Source organism: Methylobacterium sp. Gmos1, assembly GCF_053764715.1.
On the sequence record NZ_JBSNCC010000003.1, the window covers coordinates 241,249 to 260,246 of the forward strand.

Genomic DNA, 18,998 nt, shown 5'->3' on the forward strand with positions numbered 1-18,998 from the left:
TTACGGCGTACAGGGTGGGGGACGGGAATGGGCTGGACATGACGAAGGGGTCTCGCGGAGGCTCCGGCAGAGCCGACGATATGTATTCCCGTTGACCCCCCTCGGAATTTACCGCCGGACGCAGATTCCTGCCGCGGCCGGCGGTCGCACCCTACCTGGGTGGGTGCCGTCAGGCCGCGTCGGCGGGGCGGCGGAAGGCAGCCGTCGTGCGCCCGCCGGGCCGGCCGACCGCGTAGACCTGTAGCCTGTGCTGACCGCGCAGATCGTCGATCACCGCCTGCAGCGCGCCGTCACGCTGGTCGGCATCGAAGCCGAACACCACGAGCCGGGGCTCAGTGTCGACCCGGAGCCGGCGCGTGCCGCGAGCGACCTCGTCCACCAGCGGATCGAGGGGAGGCACGGCGGCGAGGCCGCGGGTGGCACGCACCGTCCCGCGCAGAGCGTCAAGGCGGACGAGGTCGCGGCACAGGGCCGGGTAGCTCTCTGCCAGCCGTTCCGCCTGCTCAGTCAGCGTCGCGCGGTAGCGCTCGAGTTGCGTGACGATCGCCGGGGTGGTCCTCGAACGAAGGCTCGGGTTCGCAGCCAGCTTTGCCTCGTGGAACACGAGCCATGCCTCGTCGGCCGCGCCCCGTTCCTCCAGGCTCGCGGCGTCGAGCCGGTCTTGGCGGGTCTGAGCCGGAGTTGGAGTGACCGAGGCTGCAGTGTCCGGCGCCAGGAGCATGGCGTCTGCCTCTGCGCCCTCCCGCTCGGTGGGCGCAGCCTCCATCGGTGCGCCGGTGAGCGCGATCTCGACATCGACGACGTTCGGGCTGGCCTTCACCAGCGCGTGCACGCCCGCCTTCTCCAGGCCGGAGGGTGCGGCAGCGGCCCGCTTCATCTCGGCCAGCGTGCCGGGCCCCTCGTAGCGCGTCCACACCGCCGTGCCTGGGTCGAGCGCGAAGCCCCCGTCCTGGCCTAGCCGGGTCAGCGCTTGACGCTGGCGCACGAGGTACTTCACGTGCGTCTCGGCCGAGACGCCCGCGCCCGCCGGGGTGATCCGGAACAGCGACGCGCCACGGTAATAGACGTTGAGCGAGCGGTCGCGCACCGCCAGCAGCAGGTCCGGGTCGGCGAGGACGTCCACCCACCAGCCGCCATGCGGCGCGGTCGCGAGGGCTTCGAGCGCCGCGAGGAAGGGCTCGCCCAGGGCCCGATAGGGTGTTGTGTCGCTCATGCCGTCGTGTCCCACCACTGTCCGTCCTCCTCGATGTCGACGCTGGCGCCGAACAGCGCTGGGAAGCGCTGCGGCTCGAAGGTGTGAATCGGCACGAGCCGCCGGGGCGCGATCGCCGCTACCAGACGCTTGAGGTCCGGGATGCTGGCATGACCCGAGGTGTGGGCGTGGGTCAGCGGGATGTCGCGGGCGGCGAGGTCGGCGGCGAGTGCCTGCCCGCGTGGCTGCCGTAGGTAGCCGTCCCACTGTGACCAGATCGCTTCGGCGCCTGCGAGGCAGCCGGCCCGGTCGAGGTCCGGCAACAGGGAGTGGCGGAACAGCACCGCCGCCCGGGGCGCGAGCGCCGCGAGGTGCTCCGCGTAGATCCGCTGGTGGCCGTGCCGCGTGAGCAGGTCGAAGCGGCCGGTGCGCTTGATGCGCACGCGCTGGTGGTGCGGGACGAAGACCGCTACGCCCGGCCAGTCGGATTGCGGGATGCTCGGGTGGCCGGTCGCGGCCAGGATCTCGGCAGCGTAGAGGTCGAGGATCAGCGTGCGGTCGGCGCGCTTGCAGGCACGGTAGAGCGAGACGACGCGGTCGATGTTCTGGGCGGAGGCCGCGACGAGGGCCAGGCCTGACATCTCGTGGAACCGCGCGACGAAGCGGTCCTCGATCTCGCTCTCGGTCGGGAAAAGCCGCTCGGCGTCGAGGCGGCCAAGGCTCGATCCTTCCATGAGCAGGGCGTCGATGGCGCGCGGCGGGCTGCGGACCAGACGCTCGAAGAGGGCGCCCTTGCGTCCGTGCGCGCGCAGGTCGCCGGAGTAGAGCAGCCGCTGCCCGCCTGCTTCCACGAGGAGCGCGTAGGCATCAAAGGCGGAGTGGTCGACGAGAATCGGGGTGACGGTGAACGGGCCGAAGGTGAGGGACTGGCCGTTGCCGAAGGTCACCGTGTTGGGTGGCACCCAGGTATCGGGCACGAAGGCGGCGGCGGCCTGGAGGATGCGAAGCGTCGCTGCGCCGAGGGCTACCGGCAGGTCGGGTCCGGTGAGGTGGCTCAGCCCGACATGGTCGCGGTGGCCGTGGCTGAGAATGAGCGCGAGGAGGTCGCCTCCGCCATTGAGGCCTTCGACCGGTGGGTGACAGGTCGCGTCGTTTGCCGTGGCGTCGAGGGGTAGGCCGAGGTCGAGGAGGAGCCGGGCTCCGTCGTGGGCGAGCTCAACGCAGGAGCCCCCGATCTCCTTGGTCCCACGGTGAACACAGACCCGCATCTGCGCATACGCCAACTTCGTGTCTGTGCGCTGCAAACGAACCGCACTTCGTTCACGGCATAAGAGGCAAAGCCGCCTTCATGGTCAAGCCTGTCTGACGAAGCCAGCGTTCGGGCATGACGGTCGATTTGAAGAAAAGCGTTGGGCTTAAGGTGCGCATCGCCCGCCAGCGGCAGAAGCTCACTCAGGAGGAGCTTGGTGCCCAGATCGGGCGGACGCCAGAGAGCATTTCGAACATCGAGCGCGGCTTGCAGCTGCCGAGTATCGAGACTCTCGTAGAGTTGGGGCAGGCACTCGGCATCCCGGCCAGTGAGCTGCTCGAAGGCGTTGGCGCGTCAGGGATCCAGCACTCCCCCAAGAGGCTCGAGCTGGAGCTTCGCTTGCGCGATATCACGCGAACGCTCAGCGATCGGGCGCTCGCGGTTGCCGTGGCGCAAGTCGATGTCCTGCTGCAGGAGCAGATTTGAGCGTGGGCTCAGCGACCGGCGTGGGAGAGACGAGCTTCACAACCGCCCACGGTTCGACCGGGTGGGTCCGCGGACGTCCGCTGAGATCCACTCAAGCTGTTGGGGCCTTAGTTGGGGCCGGCAGCGCAGCCTTTGAAATAAGCGTTGTTTCTCAAGTGATTAGAGAAAGTACTGGCGGAAGGGGTGGGATTCGAACCCACGGTGGAGTCGCCCCCACGGCGGTTTTCAAGACCGCTGCCTTAAACCACTCGGCCACCCTTCCGGCCGCGGGCGCCTGGGTCCCGGGTGCCCTTTCTGTAGGGCGGGGGGTGGCGGCGCGTCAACCGGGATCAGGGAGGCGGGAGGAGGCGCCTGAACGCCTATCGCGCGGCGCCCCGGCGACGTACCGTGCGCGCCGGAACGGGACGCGCCACGAGGCGCCCCGGAGGGAGACCCGCATGGGCTACGTGTACGACCATCTCCATCTGCGCAGCCGGGACGCGGTGGCGGCGGCGCGGTTCTACGTCGAGGTGCTGGAGGCGCGCGAGACCGGGCGCGAGGGGGGCGAGAGCCCGAGCCGGATCATCCTCGATCTCGGCGGGATGCGGATGTTCATCGAGCAGGCGCCCGAGAGTACGGGCCCGGCCGCGGTGCCGCCGCATCGCGGCATCGAGCATATTGGGCTGCGGGTCGAGGATATCGAGGCGACGGTGGCGGATCTCGCCGGCCGCGGCATCCCGCTGGTCTCCGGCATCACCGACGTGAAGCCGGGCCTGCGCATCGCCTTCTTCGAGGGGCCGGACGGCGTGCGCATCGAGGTCCTGCAAAGGGGCTGACGCCGTCCTACTCCGCGACGTGCACCACGATCGGCTGCACGCGGCCGCGCAGGGTCAGGGGGAGCGTGCGGGTGAAGCGGCCCGCCGCCTCCGGTCCGGCGGCCGCCAGGCAGCACTCGGATGCCAGGATGCGGCCGCCGACCTCCCGGGTGGCGGCCTGCAGGCGGCTCGCGACGTTGACGACGTCGCCGATCACCGTGAACTCGACCCGCTGGTCGGCGCCGATGTTGCCGATCACCACGGGGCCGCAATGCACCCCGACCGCGACCCGCACCGGGGCGGCGCCGCGGGCCTCCCGCTTGGCGTTCCAGGCGTCGATCTCGTCCTGAAGCGCCACCGCGCAGGCGATCGCCCGGGCGGCGCCGTCGCCGCGCCCGTCGAGGCCGCCGAAGGTCGCCATGAATCCGTCGCCGAGGAACTTGTCGAGGGTGCCGGCGTGGTGGAAGACGACCTTGCAGCTGCGCTCGCGAAAGCCGCGCAGGAGCGCGAAGGCGCGCTCCGGGCCCAAGCCCTCGCTCATCCCGGTGAAGCCGACCATGTCGGCGAACAGCACCGCCACCACCCGGGTCTGCGGCGCGCCGAAGCCCGCATGGGCCCGGGCCGCCAGCGCGTCGGCGACGTCGGGCGAGACGTAGCGGGCGAGGTCGGCCCGCACCACCTCGGCGCGCACCTGCGCCAGCATCGTGCCCCGGCTGCGCCACACCGCGACGGCGAGGAGGAGCGTGAACAGGCCGGTGACGATGACTTGCGTCCAGAGTGGAGTCAGGCCGACATAGGCCGGATCGAGGAAGACCTTCAGGGAATCCTCCGCGCTCAGGCGCCCGTCGCGGGCGGCCTCGGCGAAGCGCACCGTGTCGGCGCGGCTGTAGACCAGCCAGACCCCGAGCGACCAGATCGCGGCGATCCAGGTCCCGGTCCAGAGCACCGCGACCGGCCAGTAGGTCAGCGCCGCCTCGCCGAGGAGGAGGAGCACGTAGAGGAATTCCGGCGTGCGCAGCCGGGTCTGGATCGGCCAGTCGATCCCGAGGCCCGCCGGCGGCGGCACGATGATCGCCGCGGTCATCAGCGCGATGTCGAGCACCGTGAAGGCGAGCTTGATCGCCCCCGCCCGGGCATGGTGGCGCAGGCGGTACGGCAGATAGCCGAGGAGGAAGAACAGGCCGGCGACGGCGAGGTAGTAGAGGTCGCGCGGCCAGGGAACGAGGACGAGGAGCCACAGCGACACCACCACGATGGCGACCGCGCGCGCCCGGAAGGCGAAGGCGAGCCCGGCGAGCTCGGCCGCCCGCACGTTCCCGGCCAGCCGCCCGCGGACCCGGGGCGGCAGCCGGCCGGCGAGCCAGTGGCGCAGGCGCGCGAACCGCAACCCTGCCCGGAAGGTCAGGGCGCGGGCGAGCGGCAGGGCTCTGGCGAGGGGGGCTGTGGTCTTGGCTGTGGTCTTGGCCCGGGTCCGGGCCGTCGCAACGTGCTCTGTCACGGATCCGGTCGCAGGCCTCCCGATACCGTCATGGTAGGGCGCGCGGCGCCGGAGCGAAGCCCCCGCGCGTTGAACAGGCCGTGAGCTGGGGCCTTTCGCGGGGCGAGTGGTCAGGCCGCCGGACGCTCCCCGGCCCCCGTCCCGGCCGCCTCGACCCGGTTCCGCCCGGCCGCCTTGGCGGCGTAGAGCGCGGCGTCGGCCCGGGCGAGAAGCCGCTCCAGCGGCTGCGGCCGGCCGGCGTCGCAGGCCGACAGGCCGAAGCTCGCCGTCACCCCGGCCGGGGGTGGTCCGCCGGCCTCGATCGGTTCCGGAAGGGACAGGGCCGCCACGCGCCGCCGCAGCCGCTCCGCCGCGGCCCCGGCCTCCCCGGTTCCGGCGCCGGGCAGGAGCGCGGCGAATTCCTCGCCGCCGAGCCGCCCGAGGATCGCGTCGCCGGGCAGCCCGTCCCGGAGCGCGCCGGCCACTGCGGCGAGCACCCGGTCGCCCCCGGCATGGCCGAACCGGTCGTTGACCTGCTTGAAGTGGTCGACGTCGATCATCACGACCGCCGCCGGCTTCCCCGTCGCGGCGAGTTCCGCCAGCACCGCACCGGCGCGCTCGAGGAAGGCGCCGCGCCGCAGCACCCCCGTCAGGTGGTCATGGCGGGCGAGGTGGTCGAGCCGGTGAAGCAGGTCGTTGCGCACGCCGTTGACGATCGCCACCGCCATCGGCCCGAGGGCCACCAGCGCGATGCCGAGGCGCGCCGACAGGATGGCGTTGATGTAGAGGAGGTCGATGTCCGGCAGCCGCAGGAGGCCGAGGGCGATGGCGAAGAGCTGGGCGGTGCTCATCAGCGCCGTCAGCACCAGCGTCGGGAAGACCGGGTAGCGCAGCGCGCACCAGATCAGCGCCGGCACCGGCAGGGCCAGCACCCCCGGCCCCCCGAGCACGATGGCCCCGGCCAGGGACAGGGCGAGGGCGGCCACCGGCAGGACGTCGTGCCGGTGCCAACGCTCCGGCGCCCGCAGGCCCGCGACGAGGCCGGCGAATGGCCGTTGCCGGGGCGCGGCGAGGAACAGCGGCAGCAGGATGATATCCATCGCGAGCTGGCCGTTGAACCAGTCGAGCAGGCTGGGGACGAGGCCGCGCCCGAACAGCACCGCGCCGGCTGCGCCCCCGACCAGCGCCTCCGCCGCGGCGCTGGCGAGGCAGACGGCCAGCATAGACAGCATGGCGCGCGGCTGGTCGAGCCGGAGCGCGCCTGACGGCAGGAGGCGGGTCGCGACCAGGTAGCCCGCCGCCACTCCGGTCATGTTGGCGAGGTTCAGCCACAGGGTCGGCGCCCAGCCGGTGCCGGCGATCCGGTCCGCCGCCAGGAAGGCGACGAGGGCGCCGAGCCAGCCCGCAGTTGAGGCGCGCGCGGGGTGGCGCAGCAGCATCCCGAGCAGGATCGCGTTCGCCGGCCAGAACAACGCCAGCGGCCCGAGCAGCCGGGTCGTCAGGATCGCCACGAGGGCGCAGGGCAGCACGATCGCGGCGGTCCAGCCGGCATCCTGCACCGCTCGCCGGGCCCGCCCCGGAGCCGGAGACCCGGGACGCTCGACGGGCGGCTGCGGGATGGCGCTCACGGAGGTCTCGTTCCTGATACGGCACGGTCCGCACGGGGGCCGGGCCTGTCGTAGCATCCCATGACGGTCTTGCCATGGGATGAAGGGGACCTCCGCGAGGTGCGGGCCGTCACGGCCAGACGGGCGCGCCGTCGAGCCCCGCGGTCTCGGCCAGGCCGCAGATCAGGTTCGCATTCTGCACCGCCTGGCCGGCCGCTCCCTTGCCGAGGTTGTCGACGACGCCCATCGCGATCACCAGGTCGCGCTCCGGATCGGCGGCGTAGCTCACGAAGGCGAGGTTCGAGCCGGTCGCCCACTTGGTCTGCGGCGGCCTATCGGTCACGCGGACGAAGGCCCGCTCCGCGTAGAACTGCCGGGCGGCGTCCAGGCACTGCTCGGTGGTTGCACGGCCGCGGCAGTAGATCGTCGCGAGGATGCCGCGGGTCATCGGCACGAGGTGCGGCGTGAAAACCAGCCCGGCGGCGCTGCCGCCGCTCATCTGCTCGATCGTCGCGGCGATCTCCGGCATGTGGGTGTGCCGGAGCAGGCCGTAGGGCACCAGGTTCTCGTTGCTCTCGGCGTAGCCGAACCGGCTGTCGCCGCCGCCCCGGCCTGCCCCGGAGATGCCGGTCTTGGCGTCGACCACGACGTGGCCGGGCTCGATCAGCCCGTTCGCCAGGAGCGGCGCCAGCGCGGTCAGCGTCGCCGCCGGGAAGCAGCCGGGATTGGCGATCCGGGTCCGGCCCGCGATCCGCTCCGGCCAGATGTCGGCGAGGCCGTAGGCCCAGCCCTCGACGTAGCGGTGGTCGCCGCCGATATCGACGATCTTCACCGAGTCCGGCACCTGCGCCAGCGCTTGCGCCGAGGTGCCGGTGGGCAGCGAGGCGAACAGCACGTCGAGCGGCGGCAGGTTCGCGGGATCCCACTTCTCGATCACCAGGCCGGCGAGCCGCCCCGGCACGCCGGGGAAGCGATCGGCCAGGCGGCTGCCGGCGCTGCCCTCGCCCGCGGCGTAGACGAGCTCGAAGGCCGGGTGCCCGGCGATCAGGCGCAACGCCTCGCCGCCGCCGAAACCAGAGATGCCGACGATGCCGACGCGAATGGTCATGGGTGGTGTCCTTGTCTGGGATGCGGGCAAAGAAAAACCCCCGGAGCCGGGGGCTGCGGGGGCTGTTTCAGGAACGCGGACCCGAGGGCCGCTCCGGCGGGTGGGCCTGCCTCAAGAGGCCGCCACCCCGGATCGGGACGCCGAGCGACGCGCAGCCGGAAGGGCCACCGCTGGAAGGCGGCGTCGGCGTCGATCGCACGGGGTCGGGTTCGTGAACATGCCCTGCGACCCTGTCGCCGCCCTCGTCCAGCGTCAAGCGGAATGTCGGCGATCGTCGAGGCTCGCGCCGCCCGAACTCCCCTACCCCGCCGCGACCGCCCGCCCCTCCCCGGGCGCGCCCTCCAGGAAATCCTCCGCGTAGTGGCAGGCCACCGCCCGGCCCGCGAGCGGCCGCGGCGCCGGCCGCTCCTGGCGGCAGCGGTCGGTGGCGTGGGGGCAGCGGGTCGAGAACACGCAGCCCTGCGGGGGGTTGAGCGGCGAGGGCAGCTCGCCGCGCAGGACGATGCGCGCGCGGGTGCGCGGGCCGACGCCGGGGGTCGCCGCCATCAGGGCCTGGGTGTAGGGGTGGAGCGGCCGGGCGTAGATCGCGTCCTTCGGGCCCTGCTCCATCGCGAGGCCGAGATACATCACCAGCACGTCGTGGGCGATGTGGCGCACCACGCCGAGGTCGTGGGAGATGAACAGGTAGGCGAGGCCGAGGTCCTGTTGCAGGTCGGCGAGCAGGTTCAGAACCTGGGCCTGGATCGACACGTCGAGGGCCGAGACCGGCTCGTCGGCGACGACGAGCTTGGGCGACAGCATCAAGGCGCGGGCGATGGCGATGCGCTGGCGCTGGCCGCCGGAGAACATGTGGGGGTAGCGTGCGTCGTGCTCGGGGCGCAGGCCCACCTTGGCCATCATCGCCCGCACCCGCTCGCGGCGCTCAAGCCCCGACAGGCCGGTATTGATCGCGAGCGGCTGCTCCAGGATCGCCCCGATGCGCTTGCGCGGGTTGAGCGAGCCGTAAGGGTTCTGGAACACCAGCTGCACCGTGCGGCGCAGGCGGCGGCGCTCAGGAGAAGGCGGGTCGACGGCGTCGATGCCGTCGAGGGTCAGGCTCCCGTCGGAGGGCGGCTCGATCAGCGTCACCATGCGGGCCAGGGTCGACTTGCCGCAGCCGGACTCGCCGACCACCGCCAGCGTCCGGCCGGGCTCGATCGCGAACGAGATGCCGCCGACCGCCTGGAGACGGGCCGGCTCGCGAAACAGGCCGCGGCGGATCTCGTAGGTTTGCCGAAGATCCTCGGCGACGACAACTGGGGCGCTCAACGGATGGCCTCCGCGGTGGCGGGCGCGGGGTGGTCCTGGCGGATGCGGGCGTCGCGGGAGGGATCGCCCAAGGGATAGTGGCAGCGCACGAAGCCGTCCTGCCAGGGGCGCAAGGCGGGCCGCTGTTCACGCGAATGGTCGGTGGCGTAGGCGCAGCGCGGGGCGAACAGGCAGCCGCGCGGCCGGTCGTAGAGCCCCGGCACGACGCCCGGGATGGTGGCGAGCCGCGCGCCCTCGCTACGCTCCGGCAGGGCCGCCAGCAGCGCCGCGGTGTAGGGGTGCTGGGGCGAGGCGAACAGGGCGTCGGCACGCTGTTCCTCCATCACCTGGCCGGCATACATCACCATCATCCGGTCGGCGGTCTCGGCGACGACGCCCATGTTGTGGGTGATGAGCACCAAGGCCATGCCGCGCTCGCGCTGGAGCGAGAGCAGGAGGTCGAGGATCTGGGCCTGGATGGTGACGTCGAGCGCGGTCGTTGGCTCGTCGGCGATGAGGAGGCGCGGGTTGCAGGCGATCGCCATGGCGATCATCACCCGCTGGTTCATGCCGCCCGAGAGCTGATGCGGATAGGCCGAAAGCCGGCTCTCGGCCGCCGGGATGCCGACCTGCTCCAGCAACTCGATCGCCCGCTTCTTCGCCGCCTTTCGGTCGAGGCCGAGATGCTGGCGCAAGCTCTCGGTGATCTGGAAGCCGATCGTGAAGCAGGGATTGAGGCTGGTGGTCGGCTCCTGGAAGATCATCGCCACGTCGCGGCCGGTGAGGCGGCGGCGCTCGCGGGTCGGCATCGCCAGGAGGTCGCGGCCGTCGAAGGCGAGGCGGTCGGCCTGGACCCGGCCCGGATAGGCGACGAGGCCCATCAGCGCCATCATGGTCACGCTCTTGCCCGAGCCCGACTCGCCGACGACGCCGAGCACCTCCCCCTGCTCCAGGGTCAGGCTGACGCCGTCGACGGCGCGCAAGGTCCCGCCGCCGGACGGGAACTCGACGGAAAGGTTTTTGATGTCGAGGAGCGGCATCGGCGCCCTCACCGCTTCAGCTTGGGGTCGAGGGCGTCGCGAAGTCCGTCCCCGACCAGGTTGAAAGCGAGCACGGTGACGAGGATGATGAGACCCGGGAAGGTCACCACCCACCAGGCCCGCAGCACGAACTCGCGGGCGTCGGCCAGCATCGTGCCCCATTCCGGCGAGGGCGGCTGCGCCCCGAGGCCGAGGAATCCGAGGGCCGCCGCGTCGAGGATCGCGGTCGAGACGCCGAGCGAGGCCTGGACGATGAGGGGTGCAGCACAGTTCGGCAGCACCTCCGACAGCATCAGCCGCAGGGGGCCGGCGCCGCTGACCCGCGCCGCCGTGACGTAATCCTTGGATTTCTCTGCGATCACCGCCGCGCGGGCGATGCGGACGTAGTGCGGCAGCACCACGACCGCGACCGCCAGCATCGCGTTCATCAGCCCGGGACCGAGGATCGCCACGATGACGATGGCGAGCAGCAGCGACGGCAGGGTCAGGATGATGTCCATCACCCGCATGATGACGATGCCGGTGGCGCCGCCGACGAAGCCCGCGACGAGGCCCAGCATCGTGCCGACGAGGATCGACACCGCCACGACCGCGACGCCGATCGAGAGCGACAGCCGGGCGCCATGGATCAGGCGCGAGAGGATGTCGCGGCCGATCGCGTCGGTGCCGAGCGGATAGGTGAGCGAGCCGCCCTCCTGCCAGAACGGGGGACGCAGAAAGGCGGCGTTGTCGGTGAGATTCGGCGGGTGCGGGGCGACGACGTCGGCAAACACTGCCATGAGCAGCACCAGCACGATTAGCGCGAGGCCGATCACCGCGCCCGTGTTGGCGCGAAAGCTCGTCCAGAACTCGGAGAGCGGATGCGGCGGGCCGGCGGGGGCGGCGGACGCGGCGGGGGTGTCCAGAAGTTCGGCGCTCATCGGGCGTGCCGGATGCGAGGGTTCACGAGGCCGTAGGCGAGGTCGACGATGAGGTTCACCGCCATCACGACTGCGCCGATGAGCAGGATGCCGCCCTGCAGGACGGGATAGTCGCGCCGGCCGATCGCCTCGATCAGCCACTTGCCGATGCCGGGCCAGGAGAAGATCGTCTCGGTGAGGATCGCGCCGGTGAACAGCACGCCGATCTGGAGTCCGATCACCGTGACGACCGGGATGAGCGCGTTGCGCAAAGCGTGCAGCCCGACGATGCGCCAGGCCGGCAGGCCCTTGGCCCGCGCCGTGCGCATGTAGTCCTCGCCGAGCACTTCGAGCATCGCCGAGCGGGTCATGCGGGCGATGACCGCGAGCGGCACCGTGCCGAGCACCACCGCCGGCAGGACGAGGTGGCCGAGCGCCGAGGCGAAGGCGCCGGATTCGTCCGACAGGAGCGTGTCGATCAACAGGAAGCCGGTCACCGGCTCGATGAAGTACTGCACGTCGATGCGGCCCGAGACCGGCGTCCAGCCGAGCTGCACCGAGAACAGCAGGATCAGGAGCAGGCCCCACCAGAAGATCGGCATCGAGTAGCCGGTGAGCGAGAGCCCCATCACCCCGTGGTCGAAGACCGAGTTGCGCCTGAGCGCCGCCAGGATGCCGGCCGGCAGGCCGACGAGCAGCGCGAACAGGATCGCGCAGACCCCGAGCTCGATCGTCGCCGGGAACAGGCTCGCGAACTCGGCGATCACCGGTTCCTTGGTGCTGATCGAGCGGCCGAGATCGCCGTGGGCGAGCCGCTCGAGGTAGATGCCGTATTGTACCAGCAGCGGCTTGTCGAAGCCGTACTCGGTACGGAGCGCCGCGTGCCGCGCCGGATCGATGCCCCGCTCCCCCGCCATCGTCTCGATCGGGTCGCCGGGCACGAGGCGGATCAGGAAGAACGCCACCAGGGTGATCCCGAGGAAGGTCGGGATCACCAGGGACGCGCGGGTCAGGAGGAAGCGGAGCACGAAGGCGCCCTTACTTCAGGCTCACGCCGTAGAAGGTGTGGCGGCCGAGCGGCGACAGCTTGAAGCCCTCGACCTCCTTGCGGATCGGCTTCAGCTGCACCGCGTGCGCGATGGTGAACCACGGCGCCTGCTCCTTGAACACTCCTTGAGCCTGCTCGTAGAGCTTGGTGCGCTCGGCCTTGTCGGTGATGGTCTTGGCCTTGTTGACGAGGTCGTCGTAGGTCTTGTCGCACCATTTGGCGGTGTTGCCGCCGCCCTTCTCCGCCGCGGCGCAGCCGAGGAGGGTGTGGAGGAAGTTGTCCGGATCGCCGTTGTCGCCGGTCCAGCCGAGCATCGCGGTCTGGTGCTCGCCGTCCTGGACGCGCTTGCGGTACTCGCCCCACTCGTAGGACTTGATCTCGGCCTTGACCCCGACCTTGGCGAGATCGGCCTGCATCAGCTCGGCGATGCGGCGGGCGTTCGGGTTGTAGGGCCGCTGCACCGGCATCGCCCACAAATCGGTCGTCAGGCCGTTGGCGAAGCCCGCTTCCGCGAGCAGCTTCTTGGCGGCCTCCGGGTCGTAGGGGTCGTCCTTGATCGCGTCATTGTAGGACCACAGGGTCGGCGGGATCGGGTTCTTGGCGGCGACGCCGGTCGACAGGTAGACCGCGTCGATGATCGCCTTCTTGTTGATCGCCATGTTCAACGCCTTGCGCACGCGCACGTCGTCGAACGGCTTCTTCTTGGTGTTGTAGGCGAGGTAGCCGATGTTGAGGCCGGGCTGCTCCAGCACCTGGACGTTCGGGTCCTTGCGCATCGCGTCGACGTCGGCCGGGTTCGGGTACGGCATGACGTGGCACTCGCCCTTCTGGAGCTTGGCCCAGCGCACCGAGGCGTCCGGCGTGATCGCGAAGACGAGGTCGTCGAGGGCGGCCTTGCCGGCGTAGTATTGCGGGAAGGCGCGGTAACGGACGATCGCGTCCTTCTGGTACTGGAGCAGGTAGAACGGCCCGGTGCCGATCGGCTCCTGGTCGAGCTTGTCCGGCGTGCCGGCCTTCATCATCGCGTCGGCGTATTCCTTCGACTGGATCGCCGCGAAGGACATCGCGAGGTCGGACAGGAACGGCGCCTCGGGGCCGGTCAGGGTGAAGCGGACGGTGTTGTCGTCCACCTTCTCGATCGACGAGAGGAGCTTGGGCAGCCCCATGTCGTTGAAGTAGGTGTGGTTGGCGCTGGTCACCCGGAAGAACGGATGGTTCTCCTTCCATTGCCGCTCGAACGAGAACACCACGTCGTCGGCGTTGAAGTCGCGCGTCGGCTTGAAGCCCTTGTTCGAGTGCCACTTCACGCCCTTGCGCAAGTGGAAGGTATAGACCTTGCCGTCCTCGGAGATGTCCCACTTCTCGGCGAGGTCCGGCACCACGTTCGTGGTGCCGCGCTCGAAATTGACGATGTTGGAGTAGATCTGGGCGCTGGCGTCGAACGAGGTGCCGGTGGTGTTCACCGCCGGGTAGAAGTTCTCCGGGCTGCCCTCGGAGCAGTAGACCAGCGTCTTGGCACCGGCCGGCAGGCTTGCCGCCAGGGCGGTCGCGGTACCGAGAACCACCGCCAGGGACGCGCGCTTCATGCTGTGCTCTCCACTCCGTGCGGGCCACGGGGCCCGGCCGATCGCCACTTCTGGCGGGTTTCCGCACATTTCCGCAAGGCCTTGGCGCATGCGACGCACAGGCGCTCATCGCCCGGGCCTGACGCTATCCTTCCAGCGCCGCCCGCTGCTCCGGCCGCGCCAGCACCCGGTCGCTCTCGTCCTTCAGCGCCACGCCGGTCAGCCGCCGGCTCAGCGCCTGGTCGATCAGCCAGTGCAGCTTGAACGCCGCGAGATCGGGCTTCAGCCCCGCCGCCCGCACGTTCGACAGGCAGTTGCGCTCGGCGTCGCTCCGGCCCGGGCGCGGATCGAAGGTGAGGTAGATCCCGAGGCTGTCGGGGGAGGACAGGCCGGGCCGCTCGCCGATCAGCACCGCGACGGCGCGGGCCTTGAGCAGGGCCCCGACCGCGTCGCCGAGGGCCACTCGGCCTTGCGTCGCCACCACCACCGGCGCGAGGCGCCAGCCGGACCCCGTCAGCGCCGGCTTCAGGGCCGATAGCAGCGGCACCGCGCCGTCGTGGACGGCCCGGGCCGAGAGGCCGTCCGCCACCACGAGAGCAAGATCGACGGGGTCGCCCGCCGCACCCGCGAGCGCCGCCTCGGATGCCTCGTCGAGGCGGCGGCCGAGATCGGGCCGGCGCAGGTAGGTCGCCCGGTCCGGGGCGGCGGAGGCGGCTGGCAGCGTCTCGAAGCCGAGGGCCGCGATGCCCGCCCGCACGCCCTCGGCGTCGAGAGGGGTGTGCACCGCGTCGCGGGCCTGGGCGTGGGCGAGGCCGAAGCGCAGCACCTCGCGGGTCGGCAGGCCGGCCCCGGCGCGACCGAGCGCGACACGGGCCGGCGTCAGGGCGGCAAGGCGCGCCCAGGCCGCGGCCGGATCGTCGGCCCGGCTCACGCGGCGAGCCCTGTGAGAAGAGGCGCCGCCCCGCCGGGCAGCAGCGCCCCGGCGGCGTCGGTCAGGCCGATCCGGGCGAGCCACTCGGCGAATTCGGGCGCGCGCTTCAGGCCCATCACCTCGCGCAGGTAGAGCTGGTCGTGGAACGAGGTCGACTGGTAGTTCAACATCACGTCGTCGGCGCCGGGCACGCCCATGACGTAGGTGACGCCGGCCGCACCCAGCAGCGTCAGCAGCGTGTCCATGTCGTCCTGGTCGGCCTCGGCGTGGTTGGTGTAGCAGACGTCGACCCCGAGCGGCACGCCCATCAGCTTGCCGCAGAAATGGTCCTCCAGCCCGGCCCGGATGATCTCCTTGCCGTCGTAGAGGTATTCCGGGCCGATGAAGCCCACCACCGTGTTGACGAGAAGCGGCCGGAAGGCGCGGGCCACCGCGTAGGCCCGGGCCTCCAGGGTCTGCTGGTCGATGCCGTGATGGGCGTTCGCCGACAGGGCCGAGCCCTGGCCGGTCTCGAAATACATCACGTTGTCGCCGACCGTGCCGCGCTTCTGCGCCAGCGCCGCCTCCTGCGCCTCCTTCAGGATCGGCAGCGTGACGCCGAACGAGGCGTTGGCTCCCTGCGTCCCGGCGATCGACTGGAACACGAGGTCGACCGGGACCCCGCGATTCATCGCCTCGAGCGTCGTGGTGACGTGGGTGAGCACGCATCCTTGTGTCGGAATCGCGAAGCGCTCGATCATCTCGGAGAGGAGATGCAGCAGGCCGGTCAGCCCCTGTACCGAATCCGAGACCGGGTTGATGCCGATGCAGGCGTCGCCGCAGCCATACGACAGCCCGTCGAGGATCGAGGCGGTGATGCCGGCGGGGTCGTCGCTCGGGTGGTTGGGCTGGAGCCGCACCGCCAGCGTGCCGGGCAGCCCGATCGTGTTGCGCAGGCGCGTCACCACCCGGGCCTTGCGGGCGACGAGGATCAGGTCCTGGTTGCGCATGATCTTCGACACCGCGGCGGCGATCTCCGGCGTCACCGCGGGGGCGATCGCCGCCAGCGTCTCGGAGGAGGCGGTGAGCAGGAACTCGCGGAAGTCGCCCACCGTGAGGTGAGCGACGCGCGCGAAAGCCGCCGCGTCGTGGCCGTCGAGGATCAGCCGGGTGACGTCGTCGGCTTCGTACGGGATCAGCGGCCGGGCCAGGATCTCGGATAGCGGCACGTCGGCGAGGCACCAGCGCGCGGCCACGCATTCCTCGGCGCTCCCCGCCGCCAGACCGGCGAGCCGGTCGCCGGAACGGGGTGGGCTCGCCTTCGCCATCAGCTCGGCGAGGTCGGCGAAGACGAAGGTCCGGGGTCCGACGACGTGACGATAGCTCATGCGGGGCCTCCGGGGCAGGACACTAGAGCACTTCACGATCGCGCTGCAATCGCGAAGCTCTCTAGGTCTTTGATTTTGCCGCATTTTCTTCGACGAACCGGCTTCCACTTCGTCGGAAAACGCTCTAGCGCGGGCCGCCCCCCGCGTCAGGAGTCCTCCGCCGTCGCGATCGCCGCGACGGTGCGCCCGCCCTGCTCCGGCGCGCCGTCGGCCCGCTCGATGCGGATCTCCATGTCGGTGGGCTTCATCTCGCCGAACGGGGTCGAGAACGCGATCTCGGCGGCGTCGCGCCCGACGCCGATCCGCACCAGCCCGTCGAGATTGGCCTGGCGGGTCGCGTCGAACAGCCACCAGCGGCCGTCGAGATAGGCCTCGAACACGGCGTGGAAGTCGCTCGGCACCAGGCCGTAGGCGTAGCAGCTGACGAAGCGGGCCGGGATGCCGAGCGCCCGGCAGAAGGCGGCGCCGAGATGCGCGAAATCGCGGCACACCCCTGCCCGCTTCAGCAGCGTCTCGTGGGCGGTGGTCTCCTCGTCGCTGGCGCCGCGCACGTACGCGATGTGGTCGTGGATCCAGTTGCAGATTCGGGTCACCCGCTCGAACCCGCGGGGGGCGTCGCCGAACTCGGCCTCGGCGAAGGCGGCGAGCCGGTCGGAGGAGACGAAGCGGCTCGGCAGCAGGTAGGGCAGGATGTCGAGGGGCAGGTCCCTCACCGGCGTCTCGCCGATGCCCGCGGGATCGGCCCGGTGGGGATCGAGGGACACCTGCGCCTCGTAGTCCAGGCAGAACCGCCCGGGCGGTACCGTGACCGCCACGTAGCGGTTGCCGGTCTCCGGTGCCTCGTGCCGGCGCTGCGGCAGGTCGGGATCCAGGCGGAGGGTCTCGCGCAGGTCGCGGTGCCGGCTCAGGCGGGCGACCTCCAGGTTGAAGATGAACACCGTCTCGGTCACGATTTCGTAGGCGAGACGGCAACCTAAAGTGTAATGCACGGCTTGAGCCCCCTGCTGCTGCCGAGGTAGGCTGACGCAAGAGCCACGCCGAATCGGCGGAGACGCGGATCGCGCCGCAGCGGCCCGGTCTTTGCGTCGCAATGCTTAGCCTGCGTTAAGGCTGGTTGTCGTTGGGCCCGGCAAGACCGGGGCGAGCAGGGAGGACACGCCGTGCACCGCTACTTCTTCGACCTCGACGCCGGAACCTGGGACGCCCGCGACACGATCGGGGTGGTGCTCACGGATGCCGGCGCGGCCCATGCCGAGGCGGTCCAGGCCCTGCGCTCCTGCGCCCTCGACTCGGGCCGGAGCGCCGGCGCGATCCTCGCCATGAACGTGCGCGACGAGACCGGGCGGACGGTGTTTCGGGTGTCGTTGTCGGCGCAGTGATCGGGTGACGGATGGGGTGGCGGTAGTCCCGCATCCTGTTTCTTTGAACGCTCAGGCGTCCGTATTGCGCAGGATCATCCCGGGGCCGCGCAGCGGACCCGGGATCCATAACCGCCGAGCTTCCAGGAAGAGGCGAAACGTGCTTCGTCTCTTACTTCGACGTCAGCGGTTACGAACCCTGGACTCTCAACTTTGCCGAGCACCGGGATTACGGAGACAGGCCGTCCGTCGTCATCGATCGACAGACGCAAGGATCAGGCAGTCTTAGAATAAGCTGACAAGCCCGCAGCCGCATCCACCATCAGATCATCGGCTTGCCGCCGGTCACCGCCACGGTGGCGCCCGAGACGTAGCTCGCCTCCTCGCTCGCCAGCATCACGTAGACGGGGCTGAGCTCGACCGGCTGGCCGGGGCGCTTCATCGGCACCTGCGAGCCGAACTGGCGCACCTTTTCCTCGGGCATGGTCGAGGGGATCAGCGGGGTCCAGACCGGGCCGGGGGCGACGCAGTTCACCCGGATCTCCTTCTCGGCGAGCATCTGCGCCAGACCGCCGGTGAAGTTCTGGATCGCCCCCTTGGTGGTGGCGTAGGCGAGCAGCTGCGGGCTCGGCGTGTCGGCGTTGATCGAGGTCGTGTTGATGATCGCCGAGCCCGGCCGCATGTGCGGCACCGCCGCCTTGGTCAGGTAGAAAATCGCGTGGATGTTGGTGCGGAACGTGACGTCCCACTCCTCGTCGCTCATCTCCTCGATCGACTGCACGGTGGCCTGGTGGGCGGCGTTGTTGACGAGCACGTCGACCCGCCCGAACGCCGCCACCGCCTTCTCGACGATGGCGCGGCAATGGCCCGGGTCCTTGATGTCGCCGGGCACCAGCACCGCCTTGCGGCCGGCGGACTCGATCAACCGGGCGGTCTCGCGCGCGTCGTCGTGTTCGTCGTAATAGGCGACCAGCACGTCGGCGCCCTCGCGGGCGAAGGCGAGCGCCACCGCCCGGCCAATGCCGCTGTCGCCCCCGGTGATGATCGCCTTGCGGTCGGACAGCCGCCCGGAGCCCTTGTAGCGGGTCTCGCCGTAATCGGGCCGGGGATCCATGTCGGCGTCGCGGCCGGGCATCGGGATCGGCTTCTGGCGCTCGAAGGGGGGCTTGGGGAACTCGGTCATGCGGGTCGGCCTCCTCGGGGCGGGATGCGGGGGTCAGCTACGGCCGCCGAAGGACCGGCAGCGGCCGTCGGCGATCTTGAAGTACGGCGGGTCGCAGGGGACGTAGTCGGTCTCGCACCAGCGCTGGCAGGCCCGCGGGCCGGTGCGCGGCGGGGGATTGTCGCCGGCTCGCCCGCCGCCGGCGCCGAACGGCCCGGGGAACGGGCTCCCCTGTGCCTGGGCTGCGGGGGCAACGAGCGTCAGGAGGGCGAGCGCCGACAGGGCGCGGAGAGGCAGCACGAGCGATCTCCGGTGAGGTGAAGGACCGCCGCAACGGGCAGGCCGCGATGCCTGACCAACTGGTGGGGAGTATCACTGTTCCGAGGCTCGCGCCTGCCCGGCCGCGAAGCAGGCTGCCCAACGGGCAA

Annotated in this window: 18 protein-coding genes and 1 tRNA gene; 3 read left to right on the forward strand and 16 right to left on the reverse strand. The window is 71.0% G+C overall.

From position 1 onward, the window contains the following. Positions 1 to 169: 169 nt before the first annotated feature. Together ACS5PV_RS07245 and ACS5PV_RS07250 are read right to left on the reverse strand one after the other, a co-directional pair. Positions 170 to 1,213, reverse strand: coding sequence for a hypothetical protein (locus ACS5PV_RS07245; RefSeq protein WP_455394660.1), 1,044 nt, complete (start codon positions 1,211 to 1,213; stop codon positions 170 to 172). After that, positions 1,210 to 2,460, reverse strand: a complete 1,251-nt coding sequence (locus tag ACS5PV_RS07250) for an MBL fold metallo-hydrolase (RefSeq protein ID WP_455394661.1) — start codon at positions 2,458 to 2,460, stop codon at positions 1,210 to 1,212. Before ACS5PV_RS07250 ends, ACS5PV_RS07245 begins: the two co-directional genes overlap by 4 nt. Before the next feature lie 116 nt (positions 2,461 to 2,576). On the opposite strand from ACS5PV_RS07250, the gene ACS5PV_RS07255 reads away from it, so the two are divergent. After that, on the forward strand, positions 2,577 to 2,927 hold the full coding sequence (locus ACS5PV_RS07255) for a helix-turn-helix domain-containing protein (RefSeq protein WP_455394662.1): 351 nt from the start codon (positions 2,577 to 2,579) through the stop codon (positions 2,925 to 2,927). A gap of 172 nt (positions 2,928 to 3,099) precedes the next feature. Here ACS5PV_RS07255 and ACS5PV_RS07260 read toward each other — a convergent pair. Beyond that, a tRNA-Ser gene (locus ACS5PV_RS07260) sits at positions 3,100 to 3,189 on the reverse strand. 175 nt (positions 3,190 to 3,364) lie between these two features. Here ACS5PV_RS07260 and ACS5PV_RS07265 point away from each other — a divergent pair. Continuing rightward, positions 3,365 to 3,742 (forward strand): VOC family protein, encoded by a 378-nt coding sequence (locus ACS5PV_RS07265; protein ID WP_455394663.1) that lies wholly within the window; start codon positions 3,365 to 3,367, stop codon positions 3,740 to 3,742. 7 nt (positions 3,743 to 3,749) lie between these two features. Here the strand turns inward: ACS5PV_RS07265 and ACS5PV_RS07270 are convergent, their stop codons facing one another. The 11 genes from ACS5PV_RS07270 to ACS5PV_RS07320 all read right to left on the reverse strand — a co-directional run bounded on the left by ACS5PV_RS07270 (position 3,750) and on the right by ACS5PV_RS07320 (position 17,039). Continuing rightward, positions 3,750 to 5,219, reverse strand: coding sequence for an adenylate/guanylate cyclase domain-containing protein (locus tag ACS5PV_RS07270; RefSeq protein WP_455394664.1), 1,470 nt, complete (start codon positions 5,217 to 5,219; stop codon positions 3,750 to 3,752). Positions 5,220 to 5,329: 110 nt separating this feature from the next. After that, positions 5,330 to 6,826: a diguanylate cyclase gene (locus ACS5PV_RS07275; protein ID WP_455394665.1), complete on the reverse strand. Its 1,497-nt coding sequence runs from the start codon at positions 6,824 to 6,826 to the stop codon at positions 5,330 to 5,332. Positions 6,827 to 6,935: 109 nt separating this feature from the next. Further along, a complete protein-coding gene (gene argC / locus ACS5PV_RS07280; RefSeq protein ID WP_455394666.1) occupies positions 6,936 to 7,913 on the reverse strand; it encodes an N-acetyl-gamma-glutamyl-phosphate reductase in 978 nt (325 codons plus the stop codon). A gap of 300 nt (positions 7,914 to 8,213) precedes the next feature. After that, the gene (locus tag ACS5PV_RS07285) at positions 8,214 to 9,221 is read right to left on the reverse strand and encodes a peptide ABC transporter ATP-binding protein (protein WP_455394667.1); all 1,008 of its coding nucleotides are present in this window, start codon (positions 9,219 to 9,221) and stop codon (positions 8,214 to 8,216) included. Beyond that, the gene (locus tag ACS5PV_RS07290; RefSeq protein WP_455394668.1) at positions 9,218 to 10,240 is read right to left on the reverse strand and encodes an ABC transporter ATP-binding protein; all 1,023 of its coding nucleotides are present in this window, start codon (positions 10,238 to 10,240) and stop codon (positions 9,218 to 9,220) included. Before ACS5PV_RS07290 ends, ACS5PV_RS07285 begins: the two co-directional genes overlap by 4 nt. Positions 10,241 to 10,248: 8 nt before the next feature. Then, complete coding sequence (locus tag ACS5PV_RS07295) at positions 10,249 to 11,160, reverse strand: ABC transporter permease subunit (RefSeq protein WP_455394669.1); 912 nt, start codon at positions 11,158 to 11,160, stop codon at positions 10,249 to 10,251. Beyond that, positions 11,157 to 12,167, reverse strand: a complete 1,011-nt coding sequence (locus ACS5PV_RS07300) for an ABC transporter permease subunit (protein ID WP_455394670.1) — start codon at positions 12,165 to 12,167, stop codon at positions 11,157 to 11,159. Before ACS5PV_RS07300 ends, ACS5PV_RS07295 begins: the two co-directional genes overlap by 4 nt. 10 nt (positions 12,168 to 12,177) lie before the next feature. Continuing rightward, a complete protein-coding gene (locus ACS5PV_RS07305) occupies positions 12,178 to 13,773 on the reverse strand; it encodes an ABC transporter substrate-binding protein (RefSeq protein ID WP_455394671.1) in 1,596 nt (531 codons plus the stop codon). 124 nt (positions 13,774 to 13,897) lie between these two features. Then, positions 13,898 to 14,683 carry an ethanolamine ammonia-lyase subunit EutC gene (gene eutC, locus ACS5PV_RS07310; protein ID WP_455394672.1) on the reverse strand — a complete coding sequence of 262 codons (786 nt, stop codon included), beginning with the start codon at positions 14,681 to 14,683 and terminating at the stop codon, positions 13,898 to 13,900. Next, a complete protein-coding gene (locus tag ACS5PV_RS07315; RefSeq protein ID WP_455394673.1) occupies positions 14,680 to 16,050 on the reverse strand; it encodes an ethanolamine ammonia-lyase subunit EutB in 1,371 nt (456 codons plus the stop codon). Before ACS5PV_RS07315 ends, eutC begins: the two co-directional genes overlap by 4 nt. A gap of 146 nt (positions 16,051 to 16,196) precedes the next feature. Next, positions 16,197 to 17,039: a transglutaminase-like domain-containing protein gene (locus ACS5PV_RS07320; RefSeq protein WP_455394674.1), complete on the reverse strand. Its 843-nt coding sequence runs from the start codon at positions 17,037 to 17,039 to the stop codon at positions 16,197 to 16,199. A 171-nt stretch (positions 17,040 to 17,210) separates the two neighbouring features. Here ACS5PV_RS07320 and ACS5PV_RS07325 point away from each other — a divergent pair, with 171 nt between their 5' ends. Next, complete coding sequence (locus ACS5PV_RS07325; RefSeq protein WP_455394675.1) at positions 17,211 to 17,429, forward strand: DUF6894 family protein; 219 nt, start codon at positions 17,211 to 17,213, stop codon at positions 17,427 to 17,429. A 301-nt stretch (positions 17,430 to 17,730) separates the two neighbouring features. On the opposite strand, the gene ACS5PV_RS07330 is transcribed toward ACS5PV_RS07325, so the two are convergent. Together ACS5PV_RS07330 and ACS5PV_RS07335 are read right to left on the reverse strand one after the other, a co-directional pair. After that, the gene (locus tag ACS5PV_RS07330; protein ID WP_455394676.1) at positions 17,731 to 18,591 is read right to left on the reverse strand and encodes an SDR family oxidoreductase; all 861 of its coding nucleotides are present in this window, start codon (positions 18,589 to 18,591) and stop codon (positions 17,731 to 17,733) included. A gap of 33 nt (positions 18,592 to 18,624) precedes the next feature. Further along, a complete protein-coding gene (locus tag ACS5PV_RS07335; RefSeq protein WP_455394677.1) occupies positions 18,625 to 18,870 on the reverse strand; it encodes a hypothetical protein in 246 nt (81 codons plus the stop codon). Positions 18,871 to 18,998: the final 128 nt, after the last annotated feature.

Coding starts and splice junctions, on each gene's coding strand:
- ACS5PV_RS07290 (WP_455394668.1), bottom strand. CDS start 10,240: ATGCCGCTCCTCGACATCAAAAACCTTTCCGTCGAGTTCCCGTCCGGC.
- argC (WP_455394666.1), bottom strand. CDS start 7,913: ATGACCATTCGCGTCGGCATCGTCGGCATCTCTGGTTTCGGCGGCGGC.
- ACS5PV_RS07250 (WP_455394661.1), bottom strand. CDS start 2,460: ATGCGGGTCTGTGTTCACCGTGGGACCAAGGAGATCGGGGGCTCCTGC.
- ACS5PV_RS07305 (WP_455394671.1), bottom strand. CDS start 13,773: ATGAAGCGCGCGTCCCTGGCGGTGGTTCTCGGTACCGCGACCGCCCTG.
- ACS5PV_RS07245 (WP_455394660.1), bottom strand. CDS start 1,213: ATGAGCGACACAACACCCTATCGGGCCCTGGGCGAGCCCTTCCTCGCG.
- ACS5PV_RS07315 (WP_455394673.1), bottom strand. CDS start 16,050: ATGAGCTATCGTCACGTCGTCGGACCCCGGACCTTCGTCTTCGCCGAC.
- ACS5PV_RS07295 (WP_455394669.1), bottom strand. CDS start 11,160: ATGAGCGCCGAACTTCTGGACACCCCCGCCGCGTCCGCCGCCCCCGCC.
- ACS5PV_RS07330 (WP_455394676.1), bottom strand. CDS start 18,591: ATGACCGAGTTCCCCAAGCCCCCCTTCGAGCGCCAGAAGCCGATCCCG.
- ACS5PV_RS07255 (WP_455394662.1), top strand. CDS start 2,577: ATGACGGTCGATTTGAAGAAAAGCGTTGGGCTTAAGGTGCGCATCGCC.
- ACS5PV_RS07265 (WP_455394663.1), top strand. CDS start 3,365: ATGGGCTACGTGTACGACCATCTCCATCTGCGCAGCCGGGACGCGGTG.